Annotated in this window: 20 protein-coding genes and 1 pseudogene; 8 read left to right on the forward strand and 13 right to left on the reverse strand. The window is 56.7% G+C overall.

What is annotated here, in order from left to right:
* Window positions 1–9: 9 nt before the first annotated feature.
* Window positions 10–983, reverse strand: a pseudogene (argC, locus tag AAGS40_RS27495) (N-acetyl-gamma-glutamyl-phosphate reductase).
* A gap of 1559 nt (window positions 984–2542) precedes the next feature.
* Here argC and AAGS40_RS27500 point away from each other — a divergent pair.
* From AAGS40_RS27500 to AAGS40_RS27520, 5 genes are all read left to right on the forward strand, one after another.
* The gene (locus tag AAGS40_RS27500; protein ID WP_345816717.1) at window positions 2543–2821 is read left to right on the forward strand and encodes an HU family DNA-binding protein; all 279 of its coding nucleotides are present in this window, start codon (window positions 2543–2545) and stop codon (window positions 2819–2821) included.
* Between the two features lie 242 nt (window positions 2822–3063).
* Window positions 3064–3618, forward strand: coding sequence for a hypothetical protein (locus AAGS40_RS27505; protein WP_345816718.1), 555 nt, complete (start codon window positions 3064–3066; stop codon window positions 3616–3618).
* Window positions 3619–3946: 328 nt separating this feature from the next.
* Window positions 3947–5440 (forward strand): ATP-binding domain-containing protein, encoded by a 1494-nt coding sequence (locus tag AAGS40_RS27510; RefSeq protein ID WP_345816719.1) that lies wholly within the window; start codon window positions 3947–3949, stop codon window positions 5438–5440.
* A gap of 133 nt (window positions 5441–5573) precedes the next feature.
* Entirely contained in the window at window positions 5574–5849 is a 276-nt protein-coding gene (locus AAGS40_RS27515) for a hypothetical protein (protein ID WP_345816720.1), read from the forward strand.
* A complete protein-coding gene (locus AAGS40_RS27520) occupies window positions 5849–6043 on the forward strand; it encodes a hypothetical protein (protein WP_345816721.1) in 195 nt (64 codons plus the stop codon). Before AAGS40_RS27515 ends, AAGS40_RS27520 begins: the two co-directional genes overlap by 1 nt.
* Before the next feature lie 186 nt (window positions 6044–6229).
* Here the strand turns inward: AAGS40_RS27520 and AAGS40_RS27525 are convergent, their stop codons facing one another.
* The 6 genes from AAGS40_RS27525 to AAGS40_RS27550 form a co-directional block, all read right to left on the reverse strand.
* Window positions 6230–6805 carry a sigma-70 family RNA polymerase sigma factor gene (locus AAGS40_RS27525; RefSeq protein ID WP_345816722.1) on the reverse strand — a complete coding sequence of 192 codons (576 nt, stop codon included), beginning with the start codon at window positions 6803–6805 and terminating at the stop codon, window positions 6230–6232.
* 430 nt (window positions 6806–7235) lie between these two features.
* Window positions 7236–8411, reverse strand: coding sequence for a beta-propeller fold lactonase family protein (locus AAGS40_RS27530; protein WP_345816723.1), 1176 nt, complete (start codon window positions 8409–8411; stop codon window positions 7236–7238).
* 401 nt (window positions 8412–8812) lie between these two features.
* A complete protein-coding gene (locus AAGS40_RS27535) occupies window positions 8813–9715 on the reverse strand; it encodes a zinc-binding dehydrogenase (protein WP_345816724.1) in 903 nt (300 codons plus the stop codon).
* 510 nt (window positions 9716–10225) lie between these two features.
* Window positions 10226–10909: a response regulator gene (locus tag AAGS40_RS27540; RefSeq protein ID WP_345816725.1), complete on the reverse strand. Its 684-nt coding sequence runs from the start codon at window positions 10907–10909 to the stop codon at window positions 10226–10228.
* A 27-nt stretch (window positions 10910–10936) separates the two neighbouring features.
* On the reverse strand, window positions 10937–11308 hold the full coding sequence (locus AAGS40_RS27545; RefSeq protein ID WP_345816726.1) for a response regulator: 372 nt from the start codon (window positions 11306–11308) through the stop codon (window positions 10937–10939).
* 187 nt (window positions 11309–11495) lie between these two features.
* Window positions 11496–14021 (reverse strand): PAS domain-containing protein, encoded by a 2526-nt coding sequence (locus tag AAGS40_RS27550; protein ID WP_345816727.1) that lies wholly within the window; start codon window positions 14019–14021, stop codon window positions 11496–11498.
* A gap of 279 nt (window positions 14022–14300) precedes the next feature.
* On the opposite strand from AAGS40_RS27550, the gene AAGS40_RS27555 reads away from it, so the two are divergent.
* Window positions 14301–14753 (forward strand): DUF3331 domain-containing protein, encoded by a 453-nt coding sequence (locus tag AAGS40_RS27555; protein ID WP_345816728.1) that lies wholly within the window; start codon window positions 14301–14303, stop codon window positions 14751–14753.
* Between the two features lie 36 nt (window positions 14754–14789).
* Here AAGS40_RS27555 and AAGS40_RS27560 read toward each other — a convergent pair whose 3' ends face one another.
* On the reverse strand, window positions 14790–16283 hold the full coding sequence (locus AAGS40_RS27560) for an NAD-dependent succinate-semialdehyde dehydrogenase (protein WP_345816729.1): 1494 nt from the start codon (window positions 16281–16283) through the stop codon (window positions 14790–14792).
* Between the two features lie 459 nt (window positions 16284–16742).
* Between AAGS40_RS27560 and AAGS40_RS27565 the strand changes: the two genes are divergently transcribed.
* Entirely contained in the window at window positions 16743–17654 is a 912-nt protein-coding gene (locus AAGS40_RS27565) for a LysR family transcriptional regulator (RefSeq protein WP_345816730.1), read from the forward strand.
* Between the two features lie 18 nt (window positions 17655–17672).
* On the opposite strand, the gene AAGS40_RS27570 is transcribed toward AAGS40_RS27565, so the two are convergent.
* The 5 genes from AAGS40_RS27570 to AAGS40_RS27590 form a co-directional block, all read right to left on the reverse strand.
* Window positions 17673–18881 (reverse strand): MFS transporter, encoded by a 1209-nt coding sequence (locus AAGS40_RS27570; protein WP_345816731.1) that lies wholly within the window; start codon window positions 18879–18881, stop codon window positions 17673–17675.
* A 509-nt stretch (window positions 18882–19390) separates the two neighbouring features.
* Window positions 19391–20368 (reverse strand): LysR family transcriptional regulator, encoded by a 978-nt coding sequence (locus tag AAGS40_RS27575; protein ID WP_345816732.1) that lies wholly within the window; start codon window positions 20366–20368, stop codon window positions 19391–19393.
* A 281-nt stretch (window positions 20369–20649) separates the two neighbouring features.
* Entirely contained in the window at window positions 20650–20901 is a 252-nt protein-coding gene (locus AAGS40_RS27580) for a DUF1272 domain-containing protein (protein WP_345816733.1), read from the reverse strand.
* A gap of 98 nt (window positions 20902–20999) precedes the next feature.
* Window positions 21000–21878 (reverse strand): aldo/keto reductase, encoded by an 879-nt coding sequence (locus AAGS40_RS27585; protein ID WP_345816734.1) that lies wholly within the window; start codon window positions 21876–21878, stop codon window positions 21000–21002.
* A gap of 107 nt (window positions 21879–21985) precedes the next feature.
* The gene (locus tag AAGS40_RS27590) at window positions 21986–22786 is read right to left on the reverse strand and encodes an isocitrate lyase/phosphoenolpyruvate mutase family protein (RefSeq protein ID WP_345816735.1); all 801 of its coding nucleotides are present in this window, start codon (window positions 22784–22786) and stop codon (window positions 21986–21988) included.
* A 688-nt stretch (window positions 22787–23474) separates the two neighbouring features.
* On the opposite strand from AAGS40_RS27590, the gene AAGS40_RS27595 reads away from it, so the two are divergent.
* Complete coding sequence (locus AAGS40_RS27595; protein ID WP_345816736.1) at window positions 23475–23834, forward strand: hypothetical protein; 360 nt, start codon at window positions 23475–23477, stop codon at window positions 23832–23834.
* Window positions 23835–23935 lie beyond the last annotated feature (101 nt).

The raw sequence follows: 23935 nt of genomic DNA on the forward strand, positions 1-23935 counted from the left end.
CGCAGGTTGTCATGGCCACACTGGTACGCCATCCAGCCCTGCGGTTTCAGGCAAACCGCATATCAGGTTTGCGTTCTGCACCGCTTGGCCGGCAGCGCCCTTACCCAAATTGTCAACCGCGCACATGGCGATCACCAGGTTGCGTTCCGGATCTGCGGCGTAGCTGACAAAGGCAAGGTTCGAACCGGTAGCCCATTTAGTCTGCGGAGGCTTGTCGGTCACGCGAACGAAGGCGCGCCCCGCGTAGAAGCGTCGAGCCGCCTCGAGGCACTGCCCGGTCGTCGCCCGGCCACGGCAATACCCTGTGACCAGTACGCCGCGGGTCATCGGCACCAAGTGTGGCGTAAAGACTAAACCGGCCGCGCTGCCCCCACTCAGCCGTTCAATCGTCCGCTCGATCTCGGGCATATGGACGTGCTGTAGAAGGCCATAGGGCATCAGATTCTCGTTTGTCTCTGCGTAGCCGTACTTTCGCCGCCGCCTCGGCCCGCACCGGATATCCCGGTCTTCCCGTCGATCACAATGTTTGCGGGCTCAATCAGCTTCTCAGCAAGAAGAGGCGCCAAGGCATTGAGCGTCGCGGCGGGGAAGCAGCCAGGGTTGGCTATGCGAAGTTGTCCCTCGATTCGGGTTGGCCAGACGTCGGCGAGCCCGTACACCCAACCGTCCACGTATCGGTGATCACCGCCAATGTCGACGATCTTCACGTCGCGTGGGACGCGAGCCAACGCCTCGGCCGACGCGCCCGTTGGCAGAGACGCAAACGGAACGTCAAGTTTTGGAAGGGTCGCCGGATCCCACTTCTGGATTACCAGCTCTGCCAGCCTCGCCGGCACCCCGGGGAAACGGTCGGCTAACCGGCTGCCGGCGCTGCCCTCGCCCGCAGCATAGACTAGCTCGAAAGACGGGTGGCCAACGATTAGACGCATCGCCTCACCACCGCCAAAGCCGCTGATCCCCACAATCCCAACGCGAACGTTCATCGTAGTGCCTGCTATCGGAGTGATGGAGGAGGCTCATTCTATGGCAATGAGGGACCGGGGAAGAGGGGCCGATTCTTACATCGGCATATTCGTCGACGATCTAGGTGGATGCCTCGAATGACGGCTATTGGCCTGACTTTCACGCTCGTGCCGCTGCCAGAGCCGCTTCCAGCATGACAACGGTCGTTGTCTGTCTCATTGCCTTTATGGCGTTTTGATCTATTGCGGCACTACCGATGCTTTCGAAATAGAAGCAATAGGACAAGGCCACCGGTTGCTGTAAAAAGTATTCCCGACCATCGCATCGCCTTTCGACCACTTTCATAGTTGTGGTTTAAATAGGCCTGTGTAAGCTCGAAAACTACCGCTCCGGACACTCTGAGCCGTGAAAGTCTTTCTCCACAGAACTGTGCCTGAGCGCTTGAGCCGAGAAAACGTTGAGCTGCCTCGGCGGCATTGTCGCACCCTGTTTTTGGATGGCAGCGGGCGACCACTGCATTGTCTGAGCGAGGTCGTTCCAGATAGTAACTGCCCTCAAAATAGCGCAGGATTCCGTCAACACTGCGATCTGGAATGACAACGCCATGCGCGTCTGTCGCACAAAGACTCGTGACTCGCTCAGCGTGCCATGGGGTGAAAAAAGAAGCAGTGACGGCCAACATGCCTAAGCAGACGGCGGTTCGAGCTGATTGTTCGATTTTTGCTCTCATTTTTCTAAATGGCAGCCTCGACGTGCCGCTTATCGCATTGATTTACAGGAGTGGTCGAGCAGCACCTAGCTGTCAACTTTCCACATAAAGTTTGGTGATCAAATCTCGCAGGATGACAAGGCATGGCTGACTCAAAGTGGAATTTACACCGAGTCGGCGAAAGCGCCCCCCGTGATATGTACTGTAGCGTTCGCTGCGTCTCACGGCGGACTGCGCGTTTCATTTGGAAGGTTTCGAAGTGGAACAGCCATTCGAACGGCTACTCAACTCTGATGGCGACCGACCGTTCATGGCCGGGTAGAGGCAATGGCACCTGCGATTTGCTCGCTGAAGACCAGCCATTGAGCATGGGCGGGCGAGACCTCGGAGATTCAATCGGAAGGCGACTTCGACCGACGGCCCGGTCCGACAGTGCGCTGGCGGCAGCCTCCGACTATCACGCGACGCATCGATCCGGCGCTAGGCCGGTTTGCGACGGACCGGAAGGAGGCCGGTCAACTACCGCACCGTTCGACTAATTCACAGCCGCGTCGCGGCCATTGGTGCGCATTGCGTTACATAATTTGTTGCAACAAGACGGTACAGTGTTAACAAAATTAGTTGACGTGGAATTTGCGCCTGCACCTTCCTGTGAGCGTCGTCGCGAAGAATGGTGCATCGCACAGCAGTAGTAACCAATTTCGTTGCGCGAGCGAGGCGCGTGCGCAAAATGGTGCTGAACCGCTGCCGGGCGCCGGCGGCACAACAAATGGCAATGGCGCATGGGTCAGACGAGCGGGCCGTTCTTGCCGGAGCCACGCGGAATGCGATAGGGTGGCGGGCTTTCACACAGCAGAAGGAGAGCTCAGCATGAACAAACAGGAACTCATCGACGCGGTGGCCGGAACGACGGGACTGGCCAAGGGCAAGACCGCGGAAATCCTTGATGCGCTGCTGGACACGGTGAGCGGGGCGGTCGCGAAAGGCGAAACCATCCAACTGGTCGGGTTCGGCTCGTTTTCGACGGGCGCACGTGCGGCGCGGGTCGGTCGTAATCCATCGACCGGCGCTGAGATCCAGATCGCAGCGGCGAAGACGGTCAAGTTCTCGGCGGGCAAGGCGTTCAAGGATGCTGTGAACGCAGTCTGAGCACGGACCGGTCAATGGCGGCGGCCGCGCGCTTCAGGCCGATCCTCGAGACGGAATGCGTTGGAGAGGTTCGTTTCGACCCTCTCAGGCCGGTCTCCCTGTCATCGATTCAGGGCAGGTAACTGGGTGCTCTGGTCACGGCGAGGGCGAATAAGCGCGGCCGCGGTCCGCAGAGTACGGTTTGACATTGCGAACCCGGTGAGAGAATGATCCGGTCCTGGTCGATCGGAGTGCGCGGTAACATGATTGAATATGTGAGTGACGCCTTGCTGGCGGCGCTTTTTCAGCCGGACGCCGGCAGCCCCGACATTTTGCGAGTCGCGGGGCCAGTAGTCGTGGACGAAGCGGTGGAGGTCAGCGGTATCGGGTACGCCGGAACGCGCCATCTCGTTTTCTTCATCGACGTGATGGCATACGCCGCTCAGGATGAAGAGTTCGTGCGCCAGACTGCTGCGGCCTGGAATGGCGGTTTCCAACCGGCGCCAGATTCACGGCTGGTAAAGTTTTTCCGGGCCGAGGCCGACCGACAGACGATGTTCAATCCGGGAGACTGGCCCCTGCCAGACCCGGCCATGATCTGGCAGTTCAGCGAGGCGCTCTGTCTGGCCCTTGTCGGGCACGCAGAGGCAATCCCCCGGACGTCACAGTACTTTTACATGCCTCAGACCGGCAAGCTGGACGCGCTATATAATAGGCTTGCCAGGAAATTTGAGCGTGGCGATCTCGACGTATCAGTCCGATGTGTCACACATCCAGCATCAGACGAGGGAGGCTTTTATGGCTTTGAACGCATCTAGCAAGGTCCGACCGAAGGTGGTCGCGCTTCAGAAGCGCGGGGCTGCAGTCATCCTCGATCGCGTGGAAGCGGCGGCTGCGAAGGGCACGTTTGAGGACGTAAAGGCCAAGGAGACGTATCGAGGCAAGGTGCGCGTACTCGCGCGCAAAACGGCTGCGTCAGAAACCTGACAGTCCAGCACCAAGATCGCATACAGCAGGCGCCACAGAGTGGCGCTTTTTTTTAGTTGGCGTCGGGCGGGGGCCTGCAGGGCGCACTGATCCTTTAGGGCGGCAGAACTCCGGCCAGAATACCCCCGCCGAACCAACTGAGTAGACCATCCGCCCGCAATGGCTCGATCAATCCATCCGACAACGGAACAGCAGGCGATTCTCGACGCCGTACCGGCGGGCGGCAGGCTAAAGATAAAGGCGTATGCCGGCGCGGGCAAGACTTTAACGCTTCGCCTGGTTGCCGATCGTCTGTCGCCTCAGCGTGGCACCTATCTGGCCTTCAACCGTGAGATTGCCGAACACGCGCGCCGCAGTTTCCCCGCGAACGTTTCGGCGGCGACCGTGCACTCGCTTGCCTACAGGTCTGTCGCGCCCGAGCTAGCGGCAAGGGTAGGGTATCCGGCCGAGCCGCCGCACGATCTTGCAGCCCGATTCGGACTGTCAGCGCTGGAGGTGCCACTTGTCACCGGCAAGGCGGTTGAGATCACGCCGTTCGAAATCGGCCGGATGATCGTCGACGGGTTAGGCCGGTTCTGCCGGTCGGCCGACGAAATCCCGGCCGCCATTCACGTGCCCGTCGACGAAAAGATCGATCCGCGAGCCGCGGACTGGCTGCGCAACGGTCTTCTCCCCTATGTTTCCCGGCTATGGGATGAGAGCAGGCAGCCGCGAGGCCACAGCGCCATCATTCCCGACGTCTATCTGAAGGTGTGGGCGCAGAGCGTCCCCCGCATTGACTCTGACTTTATCCTGTTCGACGAGGCGCAGGACAGCGACGGCGTGATGCTGTGGCTCCTGAACCAGCAGACCCACGCACAGACCGTTTTCGTTGGCGACCCGTACCAGCAGATCTACGAATGGCGCGGGGCCGTGAACGCGATGGCGCAGATCTCCGCGCCGGAGTACGCGCTGACGGAATCTTTCCGTTTCGGCCCTGTTATCGCCACCCTCGCCAGCCGCCTGCTTGCCTTGCTGGGTGAGAGCACTCCGGTCCGCGGACAAAACTCGATCGGTTCAATAGGCGTCGATGACCCGTCGCTGGCTCCTCCCGTCGATGCGATCCTGTGCCGGAAGAACGTCTCGGCTATCTGGCATCTTGCGGCCGGCATCGAGGCGGGTCACAGAGCGTCAATCCGTATGAGCTCCGCGGAGATCGTGGCTTACGCCGACGGTGCAGATGCGCTGCTCGACGGGCGCCGCGCCTACAAGCCAGCGGCATTCTCCCTGTTTGAGTCGTGGAAGGACGTACAGTCTTTCGCGAGAAGCGCTGCGGGCTCCGACCTGCTGCCAATCGTCAGGTTTGTTGACGAGCTCGGGACCGACTATCTGCGAGCGCTTTCGCAACGCGCGTCCTCAGAGGCCAACAGCGACTATGTGATCTCGACCGTACACAGAGCGAAAGGTCTCGAATGGAAGCGCGTCAAAGTGGTCAACGACTTCCTTTTCAAGTACGTCGACGGCCGGCTGACGTTGGACGACGACGAGCTACGGCTGCTGTACGTCGCCGTTACACGGGCCCAGCATCTGCTGGACGTCTCAGATCTACGCGAGCAGCTTTTGCGCTTATTCTCATCTGGCCCTAGCCGGCGTGTTCGCCACAACGCGACGTGAGCTTCCGGTCGAAGTAAGAACGTCGATATCTACGTCGTCCATTCACTGCCTCGTAGCCTGATGCGTCTGCTTGACTTCACCTTAAATATCGCTAAAATGTACATATCATGTCCATGTACATAGGAGTAACGGAATGGCAACAGCAACGGAGCGGATCGTCGTTCAGGTAACGGCCGTTCAGAAGCGAGCGATAGCCAGCACCGCCAAGCGCTTGGGACTTAACGTCAGTGAACTGATGCGCCAGGCTGCTCAAGGCTTTACGCCCTCAGAGGATGAGCAGGATATGCATGCTCTTATCGCGCGCGTGAACGCCTCCACGAGCGAAGCGAACGATGCGCTGGACGATGCGCTTGCGTTCGTCGCGGAGTCGAATAAACGTATCGCAGCGTTGACGGAAGGAAAGCACTGATGGGCGTCACGGACAAAGTTTGGGACGCGCTCACGACTGTTATCAAGATGAACGACAAGGTTGTGTCACTGGCTGGCACCGTCAAGGATCAGCAGGCCAAGATCGAGGGGCTGACAGAGCGCGTTATTCGACTTGAAGCGACGTTGGAACTCATGATGCGTGCAGGCGGCGACGCAAAAAAGCTTCCTCGCTAAGGAAAACCGGAAACGAAAGCATACGGCAAAACGGCGACTCAAGTCGTTCAACGTCAGATCGTTGGCGATGCTGTTAACTTGAAATGATGCGCACGATGCGGCGCAATCATGCAGGCGGCTGCTACACAAAGAAGCGTGCAGTGAAAAAGCCGTCGGTGCGATGCCGACGGCGAGCATTCGATGAGATCATCCACTTTCGTCGAATCTTCGCACAAGCATGCCCAACGCCTTTAGCCCGCGACGAATGCCGTTTTTGACGGCTGACTCTGTGAGCCCGGTGATCCGAGCAGCCTCGGCCACCGAGAGTCCTTCGACTTTTACGTGCAGAATGGAAAGTCGCTGCCTGACAGGCAGATGAGCGAGCAGCTTGCCGAGATCACGCCGCGCCTCGGTGCGTTCCTTGTCGGACTCCGCGAAAAGCGCATCCTGATCGCCGAGAGGTTCGACCGGCCATTCGCGTCGCGTGCGTATCCTTAGAAAATCTATCAGTTTGTAGCAGGCTATTGCGTGAACCCATGCTGTCAGCGGCTCGTTCGGCCTGAAAATGTGACGTGCATTATGCACGGCTAGCAGAATTTCCTGAACCAGATCCTCGATATCGTCGCGAAAGTTTGGGATACGCCTGCGCAGATAGCCGCGTAAATGTCCGGCTAATTCGGCGAGGAAAAGCTGGTAATCGGATGCGTTGCCCTCGAGTCCGCGGACAAACAAGGCCTTAAGCTGCGACTCGACTGTATGCAATTTCCCGTTTCCCGAACTCATGTTGCGCAATGGCCTAGATAAGGCCGCGCAAGCATCACCCACATGTCTATGACTTGCAAACTGAGCGCCCTCCGATGCAACCCGCCTCGCGAGGGACACCGACAATCAGCCCGATCTGTTACGGCTTCGTCATCAGAGGGGTTCTTTCGTCGCTGCGTCTGTGCCGACCAGACAGCGGTGACCTATCTGATGCGAAGTGCGCCGACGATCTCGCGCGCGCGAGACCGGGGCGTGTGCTGTTCGAGTGGAGTTGCGCGGCCAGCATTAGGCCTCCTATATTCCATCAACGGGAGAAGGCTGAGTCCGATCCCATGCATCACCCCTTCGCCTTCCCGCGTGACTGGATTCAGGATTCGTTCGACTGATTAAGATGCTAGGGCGCAAAGAGAATCTCTCTCGCGCGCCCAGTCTCGTGATTCAGAGCGTGCCGTCAAGTGCCTGCAAGACCCTGCAAACTGATCTTGGCCTGTGTATTGGCCGGCTGCTCGCCCAATTTTTTCAGGGCACCATTAACGCCGATCGCATATGCCACGATTTTGTCGTCCCCCGCATAGTCCTGGTAGAGGTATTTGCCATCGGGGCTAACCCAGGAATCGTTGGCAAACGCGGAAGTTTGGCCCGCGACTGGTGTCTCTGTCGCAGCGACAGGGTTCGTCATGCTGAGCTTACCTGTGCTGTCGATCGAGAACAAAGAAACCGTACCACTGCCGTTACCAACGTAAGCGAAGCGATTGTCTGGTGTGAGTGCGATCCAGCACGGTGCCTTCTGTCTGGTAACGACGACTGGGCCGCTGAGTACGCTGAATGCCCCCGTTGAGGACAACGAGTACGAACTGGCCGTGCCTCCCGCCGCCTCAGCCACAGAAAAAACTGAGGCGAGTGTACCGGATCCAAATCGTCCACCGAATGGGCCTACGCCTGCGGTTGCAGTGGACACAGGTGTACCGAGCGAGCCATCGCTGTTCGTCGGGTACGCGAGGAGCATATTGAGGGGTTGAACGGGAGAGACCGTCTTCAGGAAGCCGGTGACGACGACGAACTTCCCGTCTGGACTTACTGCCACTTCTGTGGGCAGCGCTTCTGGTCCCGCGACGGCGTATTGGCCAATCTGGGTAAGCTTGCCGTCGGCGCTAACGCGATACGCGCCAAGTTCTTGCAGTCCTTGCTGGTGAGAAACATAGAGAACGTTATTTGAAAAGGCAAGAGAAGTGGGGCGGACACCGCCAGTTGGCGATACGGCCTGCAATGTGAGGTCGCCGGATGTGCCGACAGAAAAAGTGCTGACAGTATTGTCGCCTGCGTTTGCGACAAAGAGGCGCGTCTTATCGGACGATACAATCACGCTGTTGTTGCTTGTCAGCGCGTCCGGAGCAACGATGTTGCCCATAAAGTAGTTAACGCCAGCCGTACCTTTTCCTCCGGTAAGCACACTCCCCCTCGCAGATAAGGAGCCATCCGCGTTGCGGACAAAATGGACCACGGCGTTAGAGCTGTCGTTGGTCTGCGCGAAAAGCTGCGCGACAGGACTTTGCACGTTGTCAGATCCGCCCCCGCACGCCGCCAGAAAGGCCGACACAGCTGCCGCCATTGCTATCCTCAGTTTCATTTCCAATCACCTTTTGTTAGGTACAAATCAAGTACGCGCCGAGTACAACGCGACTAACGCGCTTGGGAGTAGTTCGGCTACGAAGCAGAATTGGTTACATGCGATGTGTAACAAGTTGAGATATCTGGGATTCGCTAAGCAGAAGTGCGATGACAGACGGAGGCGAAGCCAGCATAGCGCCTGCTTGAGTTCAGGCAGCTAACCATACGCCTTGCAAGGGAAGGTCAAGCATGGAATCTGAAGCGCCGGGACGGGACTGCGTATCGATAGATACCTTGTCCACGGCGCGCGCCGAACAGCGTAATTCGCGCGTATCAGTTCAAGCGAGACATTAGTTATTAAACGACTGCTCGCAGCTGGTAGCGTAAGTAAGGCAACCAGGGCCAAACAGTTTTGCCTGCTCAGGGATTAATGCGGATCAATACTTTCCCCATTGGGCCCTTCGTCAAACGTTCAAACGCCTCGTGTAATTGATCGAACATGAAGACCTGATCGATCTGAGGGCGCGCACCTGCTTCGGTCATCACTTTAAGCAGTTCCTCCCATGTCTTTCGAGTCTCCTCCGGCGACGAGTAGCCTAGAGCCATCGCACCTATCCGCAGCCGGCGCGAGAAAAGCGTTCCGGTATCAAAATTGGGAACCGGGCCGGCAAGTTCTCCTACGAGACTGATTCGACCGTGTTCGCCCATGACAGCGACGACATCCGGGAACAGTTTCCCTCCGATGTTATCTACGGCCAGATCAACGCCCCGTGATTTGAGGGAATCTCTCAACTCTTCTGGCCACCCCGGATTTTCGGGATTAAATGTGAGCGCCGCGCCAAGCGACCTTAAGCGCTTCTGCTTTTCCTCGTTGCGGGACAGGGCGACAACTATGTGCCCCATCGCTGCTGCAAGTTGTACTGTTGCCACGCCAACGCCACCCGAGGCGCCGGTCACAAGCACAACCGACTGCGGCTTGAGAGGCTCCCACATCGTAAGTGCGCGGTATCCTGCCGCATAGACCAGAGATGCGCATGATGCCTCCTCGTCGCTCCATCCTTGGGGGATTGGCGTTAGAGAGTCGGCGGAAATGGATAACTGCTCGGCAAATGTTCCCCACCGGAAAACCCCCGCATCGCTCCGTAGAATAATCCGTCTGTCGCCTTCAACGACGTTTTTCACTCCGTCGCCAACCTTGACAATCGTTCCGACGCCGTCACGTCCCAGGACATGAGGAAGTGGTGGATTCACGGGATAAGGATATCGCCCCTCCGCAAGGTACAGGTCCGCAGGATTTAGTGCGGCGTGGCTAAGTTGCAGCACGACTTCGCCTGGTTGTGGTTCCGGGACTGGCGCGTCCGACAACTTCACATGTTCGATTCCTGCAGATCCATCCCATAGCCATGCTCTCATCATTCGTCTCTCTAAAAGATAATTCACGGAATTGAAGCGCGCACACGCACCAAAACCCACTGAAGTTCATAGCAGAACGGGCTTCAGAACAGAAGCTGCATCACGACCCTTGTTCACATACAGAAATGGGCATGCACTTTCCGGTGGATAAGACCATCATTTTTGTGTCTCACTGAATGTGACGGGCGGGAACTCCGCTATAAGCGATCTCGATTACCGTTTTCTAAACGCCCAGAAGGCTTTCCAGGAAGGCAGTCATTTCGACCTCGATTGCGCCGTCTTTTTATATGTCTGGAAGACCACCGCCGACGCTCAGCGTTTGTGTCGCCGTGTAATTCAAGCACTGCCGCACTTTTGCTTACGTTCGCATGGACACCCTACCCACACGCTCTCTCCATGCCCGGGGAAAAACGGCGGTTATTAGAGAGTCGCAGACCCGTTGCTGTCAGGACTCCCGGCTTCACCTGCCAGCCGGACCAGCTCAGCGAGTGACTCGGCTTCCATCTTCCGCATAACCTGTCCGCGATGTGCCTTTACTGTGATCTCGCTGATACCGAGTTCGTGGCCTATCTCGCGATTAAGGAGCCCCTCGACTATCAGCACATATACTTGGCGTTCCCGACGGGTGAGTGCGTTGTATCGGGAATTGATCTCTGCTTTGCGGTGTTCCTTGCGCAGGAGCGACGAACTGCGTTCAATCGCGCCGCGTACCGCTATCAGCAACGCTTGGTCATCAAACGGTTTCGTCAGGAACTCGATCGCCCCAGCCTTCATCGCCTGCACGACCGTTCGGGCGTCCTCGTGTCCCGTTACAAATATGATCGGCATTGCCGGTCGATCATGGATCAGGGATTTCTGCAGATCGAGTCCGTTCAGGCCCGGCATCGAAACATCCAGCAGCAAGCACGTTGGGCCCGTCGAAGGAGCATGTTCGAGGAATGACGTGGCGCTCACGAAGGTCTTCACGTCTATGCCTTCATGCTGGATCAGCGACTCAAGCGATTCCCTGACAGAAATGTCATCGTCGACGATGAATACGGTCGGAGAGGGGGGCTTTTGTCGGGCAGGTGATGGGCGTTGCAGCACAGGGTACGTTGAGCTCACGAAAGTCTCCTATACAACCAGCCAGGGCTACTTTTCACACACAGCGTGAAGAAGTGCCTCAGAAAGTTCGGCGTCGCTGAAGGGCTTGAAGAGACATGCCACGGCGCCGTCGCCGAGTAACTGTTCCCGGATCGCACTGCTTTGGTTGGCTGTGATGAATACGACGGGAATGCTTATTCCCAGTCTCCTAAGCGTCGACACAAGCGCCTGCCCACCCATCCCAGGCATTTTTAGGTCAACTATCAAACATTGCGTCCGCACGACCGAATCGGACTCCAGGAACGCTTCTGCTGAATTGAAGGCCAGCGCGTTGAAGCCCATCTCTCGAATAAGATCGGGCAACGATTCGCGTACCGATTCATCATCATCGACCACCGACACGAGTAGTCGTTTTTTCATCGTACTTCCCAGACGAAGTACTGGAGACAAACTAGGCCCCAGCAAAAGCGAGAAAAAGACTTGTTGTCCGCGACTGCTGGCTGCGACGAAGCTCTCAGACACGTTGAAGGACGATAGCTTCCCAATACATGATTGTCTATTAGCCAAAGGTATGGGGTTGTCTCGTCAATTTCTCATAGAACAAAGCCTAGCCGAGAGCGTCGGTGATTTTACCTACGGACGGAATGGAGAACCCGAATGTCGCCCCACAGCTGTCGTTATTGTGTGCCCACAAACTTCCGCCATGGGCTTCTACAATGGCACGACTGACACAAAGTCCGATTCCCATGCCGTTCTGTTTTGATGTGACAAACGGCTCAAAAACCTTGTCAGCAAGGTTGGAATCGATCCCGACGCCCGAATCCTTCACCTTCAAGTGCACGCATCCAGGCGCTCCAGTCACCCATATCTCGACTGAGCGTGGGCTACCTGACGCAGCGTCGATCGCATCCATGGCGTTCCGAAGCAGATTCATCACGACCTGCTGCAACTGGATGCGATCCCCGAGTACGGGCGGCAAAAGCTGATCGTAATTCTCGATGAGAGAGATGCCAAAGGAGCGAAAATCCGTTTGAGTCAGCTCGACGACCTCACGCACCGCCGCCTCGAGGTCCCACCAAGTAGCATTGATCTCCTTGTGACTGAAGAGCTTCCGCAACCTTGAGATAACGTCGGCGGCCCGATTTGCGTCACGTATGGTTCGCCGGGCGGTTTCGATCGCGCCAGTCACGTTCGGGGGATCACTGTTAAGCATCCGCAGACATGTGTTCGCATTCGTTACAATCCCTGCCAGGGGCTGATTCACTTCGTGTGCGATTGAAGCTGTCAGAACACCGAGGCTGCTCGCGCTGGAGGCGCGCGATAGGTCCGCTTGAGCGCGCGCAAGCGCTTCGGAGGCCGAATGCTGCTCGGTGACGTCCTGGAATGTTGCGATAAATTCGATGTCTCCGGCGGTCGTGGGTCTGGTGTATGCGTGGTAACGCAGGTAGCGGACGGCGCCGTCTGGCAAAAGAATGCGAATAGGGTCCCTACCTCGCTCGCTGCATTCGCGAAGCAGGCAAGCATTCTCAGAAGCAAAGGATTGTTCGTCTGGATGAATACGGCCTTCGATCATTGATCGAGTTACTGGTTCGTGGGGTGCAAGGCCGAACATTTCGCACAGATCGCCACGCCATGACAGGGTGTCCGAGCCGCTTTGCCACGAGACAATACTGAGCCCGGCAAGCCGTTGGGCTTCAGTCAGTAAGGCCTCGCTGCGACGAACGCTTTCTTCCGCGAACTTTCGATCATGAATGTCTGTGCATGTGACGTACCAGCGTTTCAGAACTCCAGTGTTGAATCGCATGGCGTTTGCCCTGAGCCAATACCAGCGAAATTCGCCGTCATGCCGCCTGAAACGAAGCTCGAACTCGTGTTCGTCATTGCCGTCCGTGCTAATCGCGGTACGCCAATGTTGTGCTGCTCTCCGGAAGTCGTCCTGATGGACAGCGGTGAGCCATCCCCATCCATCGGTTTGACTGGGTGATAGGGCAGTGTACTGATACCAGCGGTCGTTGAAGAATTCTGCATGACCGTCCGGTAGCGCTGACCAGACAAGCATCGGAATACTGTTGACGATCAGACTAAGCTGTTTGTGACTGTCGTACGAATTTTCCTCGGCACGCTTTCTCTCTTCGATATCTGTGCCCGCGCCGTACCACCGCACCACCTTACCGGTGCTATTTCGAAAGGGCTCGACGCGAAGGAGAAACCATCGATACACCCCATCTTCGCGCCGAATTCTCACTTCGGCCTCCGCAGACTGGCCGGTCTGTATTGCCTTTCGCCACTTGGCCATCCTTTGAGTGACGTCGCTGGGGTGTATAGCGTCTTCCCACCCATAGCTTTCCCGCTGCTGTTGCTCAGCGCCCACGTAGTCAACGTATGCACGGTTCATGAAGTCGCACTTTCCGTCGGGCAAACTGCGCCAAACCATCATGGGGACCGAGTCAAGCATCTCGCGCAGCCGAAGCTCGTCATGTAACAGATCATGGGCGCCGGCCGACACGCCCACGATTGAGTGGGCATGGAACAGGAGTTCGACGTTGTGGAAACGGCTGACTTCAGCTCCCGTTGCCTTGCTGTCTTTGCGCATGCCGGCTGGCGGATTGCTGCTCACCCTCAACATTCGTAAAGATGCGGCCACAGTGTGCGCTGTGGCCTTTAGGGCGAAGAGTTCGAGCGGCGTCGGGAAGGTAGATCTGTTACGTCCCGCAATGAAGACGCCGACCCCCTCGTCAATCGAGAAACAGAGCTTGTATAGGTCAGCTCCCGATTCCTCCTGTTGCACGTTGCAGCTTTGCTGTTCGAGCGTCGCAAGCTCTGTAGCCAGCTGATCCGACCCAGTCGCGGGGTTGCCATCACCGCTAGAGTCGAACTGACTGAGCGATTCAAACCGGGTGACATGGGAGGAGTCTTTCACTGTGACATAGACGTAACTTAGCCCGAAAGCGTTGATCAGCGAGCGGGAGAGAGCGTCAACGACCTGCGCTACGTCCCGCGGAGGGGTGACGACAGCAGCGCCTAGCAGCTTTGCCAACTGCGCGACCGGCTGTCCCAGCGGGTTTTCGGATGACGCAGATAAGCAACGAGTAGCAGTGTCGGGGCATGGCATGGGTCCCTTTGCAAAAGCCAATGAACGCTCCTTCTGGGGAGCCCCAAGGTCTGACGCTGCCCAGGAGGGACTTTTAGTTCGCTTCATGTCAGCACTCTGAAGGAAACCAGTGGCTCAATACTTTCGTTCAATTGTTTCATAACAACGCCTATGGCTTAATTTGCGCAACCCTCTGGACGTCGTTCGCATCGGTTAGAAGCTCTGTGGTCAGCTCTTGCATAAATGCGTTCCCTTTAGGCCAACATCCGAGGGTCTCTCCGTTGAGCCGGTTCGGAAACTTGGTCCCCTGTGAGAATAGCTATGAATCATATAAACGAAGGACGTCTATTTAAGCGTGCGTTGATCGATCTTTTATCCTCTTCTGAAAAAGGAGGACTGGAAGATATAGCGGCAACCGCACGTCGTGGCGACGATCGAACCGTGAACGCAGGCGGTGTCTGGCGGTACAACGTCGCGGTGAGCAGCAATTCCCGAAAGTTTCCTGCTGTAGTTGTTGGGCGCCTCTCGCCTAAATCGATCGCTGTCCGTTGGAGCGATCCGCGATCCGGCTACTATGGGGAGCAGACCTGGAGAGCATGCCAATCGCAGAAGCGGGCGATCTGTGCGGCGACCGGCCTCACCATCCGCCGCGGTGACACGGTGTTTAAGCCCGCAACGCGGGGCGGCATGCAACCGTTCAACCGGGACGAGCTGATCCTCGCATCAGGAGTGTTCTTTCACGAGATATCCTTGGATTCAAAACCAGACTATTAACGGGTAACCCGGTGGCGACAGATATGTCGCGGCCGGCTAGAGAACAGCGTGGGAAACCATCTTCGGTACGAGATATGTATCGATAGAATCGGTCACGTGACCAGATCCAAACCCGCCGTCCTTGATGCCCCCAAACGGCAATTCGGGAAGCTCCAGGCCCAGATGGTTAATTGACAGCATCCCGACCTGGAGCCCTGAAACAAGATGAGAGGCTGTTATCGGCGACGATGTGAATGCGTACGCTGCGCGCCCAAATGGCAGTCGATTGCTTTGCTCAATAACGTCGTCCAGCATCTCGAAACTGCTCAGAAGTGCGACTGGCCCAAACAGCTGGTCGTCGTTGATGCGCATATCCGGTGTTATTCCGCTGAGTATCGTCGGCTCAAGGAAATGGCCTGCTGAGCCTATCCGATGTCCACCAAGGTCAAGACGCGCGCCACGCTGTATGGCGTCCTCAATCAACGCCTGGATGTCGTGCAGTCGCTTGGCGCTCACCAGCGGCCCCATTTTCGTACCGACATCGTCTCCGCTGCCGGTAATGATCCCCTTCGCTGCTTCAATCAACCTATGCCGAAACTCATCAAATCGACTGGACTGAATCATGAAGTGCGTCGGGGAAACGCAAACCTGTCCGCAGTTCCGATATTTGCAGTAGGCGAGGAGCTTAGCCGCCGTTTCAATATCCGCGTCGGCGCAGACGATCGCCGCCGTGTGCCCGCTCATTTCGACGTTGCTTCGCTTCATATGGACACCTGCAAGCGCGGCGACAAGTTTGCCGTGCTCCAGAGCACCAATAAAAGAGACCATTTTGATCGCCGGATGAGCAATCAAGTTTTCCGAGATCTCGTGCAAGTCTCCGAAGACGACGTTAAGAACGCCCGGTGGCAGGCCAGCATCTTGAAACACCTCGACGAGAGCCGCAGTGGTGCCCGCCAGCTCATCGGGGGGCCGAATGACGACGGAACAGCCTGCTGCGAGTGCGGGGCCGATCTTGTGTATTGCCTGTGAAACAGGAAAAGTTGTAGGTGTGAACGCAGCGACTGGCCCGATCGGTTCACGAAGGACACATTGACTGACACCGGGAGCGCGAGCGGGTATGACGCGACCGTACGCGCGACGTCCCTCTTCGGCGAACCAGTCAAGGAGATCTGCCGAGAGCTCGATCTCCGCGCCTGCTTCGCGTAGTGGCTTACCCTGCTCGCGGGTGACCAGTGCAGCCACCCGCGGCGCCCGTTCCCGAAGCAGGTCCGCTGCGATCCGAAGAATTTTGCAGCGATTAAAGGCTGAGCGCTTTCGCCACACGGCGAATCCCGTTCTGGATGCCTCTATGGCGGTCAATACATCCGAGTTGTCAGCATGTGCGACCCGTGCTCTCACATGCCCAGTGATGGGATTGTGAAGCTCACTGTACCCAGAGCCATGACTTTCAACCCAGCTGCCGTTGATGAACAGCTGTGTATGGTATTCCACGTCTGCGCTAGCAACGTATCCGTCGCTGACATCGCTGGGTCCCCATGCAACCATGTCCATTTGATTCACCAACCCTGACGAATACTTGCAATTTGAAGAAGAGCGTTGTGGCGACCGGCGAATCGCGCAGCAACCGCCGCATGAGCTACTACGCGACCGATCTGGAAGAAGCAGATCAGCCAACGATTGAACCTCCAGGCACTTGCCAAGCGCCGTCCCACAGGGGCTTGGGCAGGTCAGAGGTACACTTTTCGCATAAATGTGTGAAGCTTTTAGTCAAGCACAGGCGCGCAAACGAGGATGGACTCGACAACCTGCTATGTTGGTGAAATCATAGCAACGCGGCATCTGGGCGGTTATACCAATATGAGTGCGTCCATGACATTTGGTTATGTAGGTGCGTCTTCCTGGCCAACGGGGTGCGGCTGTGTTCTCAAAACATTTCCGGCAGGCCGATTTCACCTGGTCTGGGGCATAGCATCATCGTGACGGCTGAAGACAGAGCAAACGGGGAGTGAGATGAAGTTCAAGTTGCGGCAGATGGAGGTGTTCCGAGCCGTCATGCTGACTGGTACCGTTAGTGGTGCGGCGCGAATGCTGTTCGTATCCCAGCCGGCTGTCAGCCGGCTCCTCACCCACACTGAAAATAGTCTCGGCCTGAAGCTCTTCGACAGGACCGGCGGGAAGTTGTTGCCCACGTCCGCAGCTGTGGCGTTGTTCGCGGAGGTGCAGGAGGTTTACGATTCTGCACTAAAGGTAGATCGATTCGTCGAGAACCTTGCAAGCAAGTCGGCGAACGAGGTAAGCGTAAGCTGTAGTCCGGCCCTCGGCTTGGGCTTGCTGCCGAGAGTCATAGAACTGTTTCATCGGAAAAATCCGAAAACGAAGATCAACTATTGCACGACGTTAGCGATCGACGTACCGAACGAGTTGCTTAGCAAAAAGACAGATGTGGCGGTCACGTTGCTGCCGCCCAGCAATCCGAATCTGACGGTGGAGGTGGTGGGGCGAGGCCGGATGGTCTGCGCTATGACCGCAGAGCATCCGCTCGCGTTGCGAGAAAAGATCAGCTTGTCAGAGTTGAAGGAGCACAAGACCATCCTTCCCGCACTGAACATAGCGTTCGGAAGGTACGTTGCGGCGATGCTCGAGACCTATGGCGTCGAGATTACACCAGCATTCGAGGTGCCCAGGGCCGAGCTCGCTTGTGCTTTGGCAAAACGCGCCCTCGGCGTCGCAATCGTTGATCAGTTCTGCGCCTCGACGGAACTGTGGAATGGCCTGATCGTTAAACCTCTGGCCGAGCCAATCACATACGATATCTATCTCGTTTATCCGAAGTACGTTGGACGTTCTGCAGAAGTGGATCAGATCATACAGATCGTACAGGATTGTATGCGTCTGCATGAAGCCGGCCGGTCTTACATGTAAGAGCCGACTGATGCAATGTTAGAGGTTACTGCTATCCGGCCCATGCGCCGCGGTCATCCGGCCGACAGCAACCACCATGAGTACGGCTAATGCAAAGATGGCAGCCCCGGCCCACATCGCAGCGTGCAGGTTGATGTCATCTGTCACTATGCCTCCGACCATCGAACCTGCGCTGATCGAAAACTGGAAAACGGAGGTGTTAAGGCTCTGCGCAGCTTCGGGAGCATTTTGGGTTTCACTGGACAACCACAGCTGCGTGCCGACAGGCGCTATGCCCCACGAAAGAGCCCAGATCAGAAGACTTCCTGCTGTAACGATAGGATACTGGGGAAGGGCAGAGATCATCACCAGCGCCGCGAAGAACAGTAGCGCGTTCCCATACACCGTCTTATGGAGATCACGTCCAGCCAACGCGCCCCCTAGAAAATTTCCAAGGACGGCCACCAGGCCGAACATGAAAAGCGAGCCACTGATGGCGTTTGGCTCAAACTTTGCCAACTGCTGGAGATACGGAGCCACAAACGTGTAGCCTGAAAAATGACCCGAGACCATGAGCGTGATCGCGAGATAGATGAGCGCTATTTTGGGTGACTTCAGCAGTCGAAGATAGTCCTGAACCGAGGTGCCGCTAGCCATGGAAATTCGGGGCAGGGCATAGATCTGCAGGAACAAGACGGCAACCGACAGAGCGCTGGCTATCGCAAACGCAATTCGCCAGTCATAGTGGTAGGAGATGTACGAGCCGAGCGGGACGCTGACGACCGACGCAACCGAGATTCCGGAGAAAACCAACGATGAAGCTTTGTGAGCTTTTTCTCTACCTGCCAGCTTTGTCGCGGCGGTGATGGAGACCGTCCAGAATCCGCCAACCCCGATTCCCAAGATCATTCGTGCGACAAGCAACACAGCAAAGCTCGTTGCTACGGTTGATGCAACGCCAGAGACAATGACCAGGAAAGTCAAGGCGAGCAGCACCGCGCGGCGATCCAGCCTGCCGACGGTCAGAGCAGTGATCGGCGCGGCGATGAAACCCACGGCCGCCGTCGCCGTTACAGTGAGACCTGCCGCTCCCTCCGAGACACCGAATCCTGCCATGATCCCGGGCAACAGTCCGACCGGTAGAAATTCGGTGACTACCAGCGCGAACGCACCTAAAGCGATAGCCCATATCCCAAGCCATGGTGACGAGGGCATTCCTTCGCTAGTGCCGAACGATGATGTTTCCATGAGGAATCCTTCTTTTGCTCGAAACGCCGGTCCGCCAAGGCCGATCGCGTGAACGGTTGAACGTCCTGTTTTCGGAGAAAGTCGTGGAAGCAACCCGATAGCTTGCAGGCCGACGATAAAACCGCGCGTGACACGGACATTAATAGGTTAAGCACAGCCGCAGCGAGCACGACTAGGGATGCCACGATTTGGCATGTAATCTATGCTGCGTCTCGAATTCGGACCGAGCCGACTATTGCACCACTTAGTGGTTGCTTCTCGCCGGTCCTGAGCCGAAATAATGGCCGCCTCGTTTTCATACTTATTAAACCTGCGGACAGACGGCTTCGCAATTGGACAAAGGTATTGGTCGGTATCGCCGCCCACAGCGCATCAGCTGACCATAACGCCCGTTGTTAATGGTACCGAGGGTGCATGCTGCAGTTCATTAGACATCGCTAACATCCAGATCGTCCCGCGCTCACCATCGACTACCCAACCTTTCCAATCTTGAAAGCGCAGACGCTTGGCTACTGTTCCACCGTTAGCGTGGATTCCACGATGTGCTCCTGCTCTCGGAAGATTTCCGCGATCCAGTCGGCAAACGCGCGCACCTTCGCCACAAGATGACGGTCTTCGGTGTACTGCATCGCCATAGGAACGGAGGCGGGTTTCCATTGCGGAAAAAGTTCGACCAGGCGCCCGCTTTTAAGGAACGATTCGATCAATAGATTCGGGGCTTGTATGATTCCTGCGCCTCCCACTGTCGAATCCACTGAAGCTTCAATGTCGCTGAGCAGCACCGACCGCTTTAGCTTTAATTCGACGCGTTTTCTTTCGACGCGATAGTTATGAAGTGTGGCGGTACCCGACCAACCGGAGTAATAGCTGACTACATGATGATCTTGCAGATCTTCGAGGACTCGAGGTACACCGTGCGCTCTCAGGTATTCCGGACTAGCGGCGGTTACCATCTGCAGATCACCGAGTGGGCGCGTGATATAGTCTGCATTCGCCATGCAACTAGCGCAGATAATGCAGTCAACGTTCGCAGCAAAGAAGGGCGAGGCACTATCGGTGAGCCGGATATTCAGTTCAACCTTAGGATAGCGTCCAATAAATTCGGCGACTCTGGGCGCCACGAGCCGTCGACCGACGAAAGGCGGCATATCGACGTACAGGGGTCCAGTTGGGCCGTTGCTCAAGTTCGCCATGGCGTCTTCACTTTCAATTATGTCTGCGAGGATTCGCCTGCACAGCTGATAATAGTGTGCGCCTACTGCAGTGACGTTCAGCTTGCGCGTCGTCCGATGCATCAGGCTGACGTGTAAATGCGACTCCAGGTTTTTTATGATTGTGGTAGCAGTTGCGCGAGGAATTCCAAGCGCCTCTGATGCACGAGAAAAACTATTTAGTTCGACGACTTTCACGAAGATCTGCATAGCCTGAAGCCGGTCTATGCCATTTTTTCTTGCGCGCCCGGGCGTAAGCCCCCGATCATGGTTCATAGCCGACTCTTTCGTCGTAGACACGGGGCTGACCAAACCATGCCAGGACCGTAGCGTAAACACATCGTCGGGAGAATGATGGCTGATCAGTGTTTTCGAAGAACGGGTGAAGCGCCCGCAGGGTACCGTTGGCGGCTCGACCCAGCGAAGGCCGTCTGCAGGCGAAGGCTCGAACAGTACGGTAGATCGAGGGCGATATCTCGACGGCATACCTGATCACATACTCTACGGTAGCGTAAGCAAATACAAGAAGCTCCACGGGCTTGCCCTTGATGTCGAAATCAGACCGCGAGACGGTCCTTACAGTTAGCATTGAACACGCGTTCTTTTGACGCGGGATGCGTGGCCAATTTGTCGGCCGGTCTTCGCGGCCGAGTCAAAAGCTCTCCTCCGCAGTTGGGACATATACCTTTGAGGACTGTTGAACTGCAGTCACTGCAGAAGGTGCATTCATAGGTGCAAATGCGCGCATCCACCGACTCGGGTGGAAGGTCCGTGTCACAGCATTCGCAGCCTGGGCGTAATTGCAGCATTTAGTTCTCTCCTGCAGGTTCTGATGACGTACGGGCCGGTTGATTTTAGGGTAGCTCTTGAACTGGCCACCCGGAACCCGGCCGACCAAGTCAGGGCTTTAAGCCGCCACAGCGTCTCGTCCCTGTCGGTCGAGCTCTTCGAACTGCTCATCGGTCAGTTCTACGGCGGCGCCGGCGACGTTCTCTACCAAATGGTCGACACTACCAGTACCGGGGATCGGCAACATCACTGGTGAGCGTTTAAGTAGCCACGCCAGTGCAACGGCGCCGGTGCTGACGCCTTGCTGCGTGGCAATCGTGCTGACAATTGAGCCGGGCAGGGCCAGTGCCCCCGCAGCTAACGGGAACCAAGGGATAAAGCCGATGTTATGTTTCTCGCAGAAATCGAGAACCCGCTCACTTTTTCTGTCTACGAGATTGTATTGATTTTGCACCGTCGCGACGGCAAAATGCCTTTGAGCCGACTCGATGTCATCGACACTGACCTCGCTCAGACCAATGTGCCTTATCAGCCCCTCTTTTTGCATCGCCGCCACAGCATCAAATTGTTCCGCACGAGGGACTTTAGGATCGACACGATGCAGCTGCCACAGGTCGAGCTGCTCAAGGCCGAGACGTCTGAGGCTTGTAAGGACGCACTGTCGCAGGTATTCGGGGCGGCCAAGCGGAGCCCACACATCCGGTCCGTGGCGGGTCAGGCCGCCTTTGGTGGTCACGAGCAAACCTTTATACGGATGCAGGGCGTCCTTGATCAGGTATTCGCTATCGTACGGTCCATACGAATCTGCCGTGTCGATGAGATTAACTTCGAGCTCAGGAAGGTGCTTCAGCGTCGCAATTGCGGCGTCCAGATTGACGGGCGGACCCCAGATTCCCGGGCCCGTAATCCGCATTGCGCCAAAGCCCAGGCGGTTGACGACGATGTCGCCACCAATTGCAAATGTGCCTGCAGAGGAAGCGGTAACAGTAGTTGGCATGACTATTCTCTTCGAGTGAGTTCAGGTGTTCGGAAGAAGCAGCCGGCGACGCCGCCGATCAGAGAGGTACGGCACGATCGATCAGTGAGACCGTTTACAAGAAAACGCTATTGCTGGAACAAGCTTTGGATGTCAGCGTAGGACATAGCGTCATCGGAGACCGCCGATGACTCACCGCTTCGAAGAAAACCTTCAGCGAGAGCTTTCATTTTTCCGAAGACGGTCTGAGAAATCGCGCTTCCAGCGCTCAGGCGCCGGACGCCAAGTGTTCCTAAAGTTTCGGCGTCTGGAAGTCCCGGCCACGCCATCACGTTCAACGGCAATTGAGTCGCGCCGGCAACTCCAGCAATTACAGTGGGCTCCGCAAGACCCGGTAGAAAGAGGCCGTCCGCGCCCGCAGATGCGTAAGTTCGACCTCGGCATATCGATTCATCCGACCGCATCTTTTCCTCCACAAGGTGGGCAAGATAAACATCGCAACGCGCATTGATGAAGAGATCGGCCCCCGAACTCGTCACTGCCCTGCGGATAGCCTCAATCTTTGCCGCCAGGATGGACGGCGTGTCATGTCCGTCCTCGATGTTTATGCCGGCCACCCCCAGATCAACCAGTTGCATCACGTTGTTGGCCACGGTCTGAGGGTCGTCCGAGTATCCGTTTTCCATATCTACCGACAGGGGAACACTCAAGACGCGGATAATTCGACGGACGGTCGCGATCATCTCAGACACTGGAAGCTGGCGTCCGTCCTGATAGCCCATAGCCCACGCGACCCCCGCGCTGGTCGTCGCCACAGCACGTGCGCCAAGACTTTCTATCATTCGTGCACTGCCCGCATCCCATGCATTAGCCAGTTTCAAAGGGCTAGCGTCGCGGTGCAGTTGTCGGAACCGGGTTACGATGTTCATGGTATCTCCTTAAACAAGGCGGCGGCAGCGCATAAGCGGAGCAGATCGTTATCTGCCTTCCTGCGGCGCAAATCGGTGGTGATTCGGAAAACAACTGGCAACGCCGTGGTTGCCATCGCGCGTGTTCACGGCAAGTAGTAAGTGATGAGGATTACGCCATATCTTCAACCAGGCGACAATTGGACGAAGGTATCGCTCCATCAACTTTCGCGCTTTTCTCGTTGCTATATGCCTTGCGTGGCGAAAACTATGCGCATACGCGGCACGCCGGCCAGGCTCAGCATCATGGAAAGCTGGATCGACTTTTCAGGCCGATAGATGAGGATATTTCGCCCGTAAAGATGTTCATGTCCGTACGCGCGGGTTCGGCTGGAAGTGACCAAACCAAGAGGTGTCTCGAGCGCGAAAATCCGGCGCGACCGTGAAGACATGCAAGAAGAGCGCGCGCGACGAACTCGATGTGCGCAGAGCGTTCTGCATTGTCAGCGATAGAAACGAATCCATCGATGGCGGTTTCGCACGCGTGCAGATGAGCGAGCTATGCTGGCTCGAGGTGTGCCCGCATTGAATCCAATGGTTGCATCTGATTGCGTTCCCTGGGCGATATGAATATCGTTAGGACGGTACATGCAGTCGCCGATCCGCGCTGGTATTGTTACGTCGTAGGTCTACATTCATGGAGGTCGAGATGCGAAGAAACGCTGAACTTCTGAGGGAAATTCTGTCGTTCATGGAGAATCATGAAAATCCGACACAGTGTTGCAAGGATATCAAAAAAGGGGTGAGCGAAAAGAAGGGACATACATGGCCCGAAGTGAGACTTCACCTAGCGTTGCTGAAAGACATGGGGCTGGTGACCGAATGCGCGACGGCGGCCGAGTACCGGCTTACCAGCATCGGCTACGACGTTATAGAAAGCGTTGATCCTGTCGAACGGATGAAACAGTGGACATGGGCGACCGGCAGTGCAACTGCTGGTACCGCGTCATCATTTGGCGCTGCGAAGCACCCCTTGCCGCCAGCAGCTCGAAGTCAACGATTCAGCTGAAGCGCGCGATCGTTCTCTGCGGGGGGCTATTGGCCTACCACGCAGGGCGGTGACGTCGGCCACTTACGGTATGCGAGGCTGGCGTGTCGGAAATTGGTTGC

The sequence above is a fragment of the Paraburkholderia sp. PREW-6R genome (assembly GCF_039621805.1).
Lineage (GTDB): Bacteria > Pseudomonadota > Gammaproteobacteria > Burkholderiales > Burkholderiaceae > Paraburkholderia.

Bases quoted from the DNA above. Each gene is read 5' to 3' on its own strand.
- AAGS40_RS27545 (WP_345816726.1), bottom strand. From the start codon at position 11,308: ATGAAAAAACGACTACTCGTGTCGGTGGTCGATGATGATGAATCGGTA.
- AAGS40_RS27560 (WP_345816729.1), bottom strand. From the start codon at position 16,283: ATGGACATGGTTGCATGGGGACCCAGCGATGTCAGCGACGGATACGTT.
- AAGS40_RS27565 (WP_345816730.1), top strand. From the start codon at position 16,743: ATGAAGTTCAAGTTGCGGCAGATGGAGGTGTTCCGAGCCGTCATGCTG.
- AAGS40_RS27530 (WP_345816723.1), bottom strand. From the start codon at position 8,411: ATGAAACTGAGGATAGCAATGGCGGCAGCTGTGTCGGCCTTTCTGGCG.
- AAGS40_RS27585 (WP_345816734.1), bottom strand. From the start codon at position 21,878: ATGCCAACTACTGTTACCGCTTCCTCTGCAGGCACATTTGCAATTGGT.
- AAGS40_RS27520 (WP_345816721.1), top strand. From the start codon at position 5,849: ATGGGCGTCACGGACAAAGTTTGGGACGCGCTCACGACTGTTATCAAG.
- AAGS40_RS27570 (WP_345816731.1), bottom strand. From the start codon at position 18,881: ATGGAAACATCATCGTTCGGCACTAGCGAAGGAATGCCCTCGTCACCA.
- AAGS40_RS27500 (WP_345816717.1), top strand. From the start codon at position 2,543: ATGAACAAACAGGAACTCATCGACGCGGTGGCCGGAACGACGGGACTG.
- AAGS40_RS27590 (WP_345816735.1), bottom strand. From the start codon at position 22,786: ATGAACATCGTAACCCGGTTCCGACAACTGCACCGCGACGCTAGCCCT.
- AAGS40_RS27510 (WP_345816719.1), top strand. From the start codon at position 3,947: ATGGCTCGATCAATCCATCCGACAACGGAACAGCAGGCGATTCTCGAC.
- AAGS40_RS27575 (WP_345816732.1), bottom strand. From the start codon at position 20,368: ATGAACCATGATCGGGGGCTTACGCCCGGGCGCGCAAGAAAAAATGGC.
- AAGS40_RS27515 (WP_345816720.1), top strand. From the start codon at position 5,574: ATGGCAACAGCAACGGAGCGGATCGTCGTTCAGGTAACGGCCGTTCAG.
- AAGS40_RS27525 (WP_345816722.1), bottom strand. From the start codon at position 6,805: ATGAGTTCGGGAAACGGGAAATTGCATACAGTCGAGTCGCAGCTTAAG.
- AAGS40_RS27595 (WP_345816736.1), top strand. From the start codon at position 23,475: ATGCGAAGAAACGCTGAACTTCTGAGGGAAATTCTGTCGTTCATGGAG.
- AAGS40_RS27580 (WP_345816733.1), bottom strand. From the start codon at position 20,901: ATGCTGCAATTACGCCCAGGCTGCGAATGCTGTGACACGGACCTTCCA.
- AAGS40_RS27505 (WP_345816718.1), top strand. From the start codon at position 3,064: ATGATTGAATATGTGAGTGACGCCTTGCTGGCGGCGCTTTTTCAGCCG.
- AAGS40_RS27555 (WP_345816728.1), top strand. From the start codon at position 14,301: ATGAATCATATAAACGAAGGACGTCTATTTAAGCGTGCGTTGATCGAT.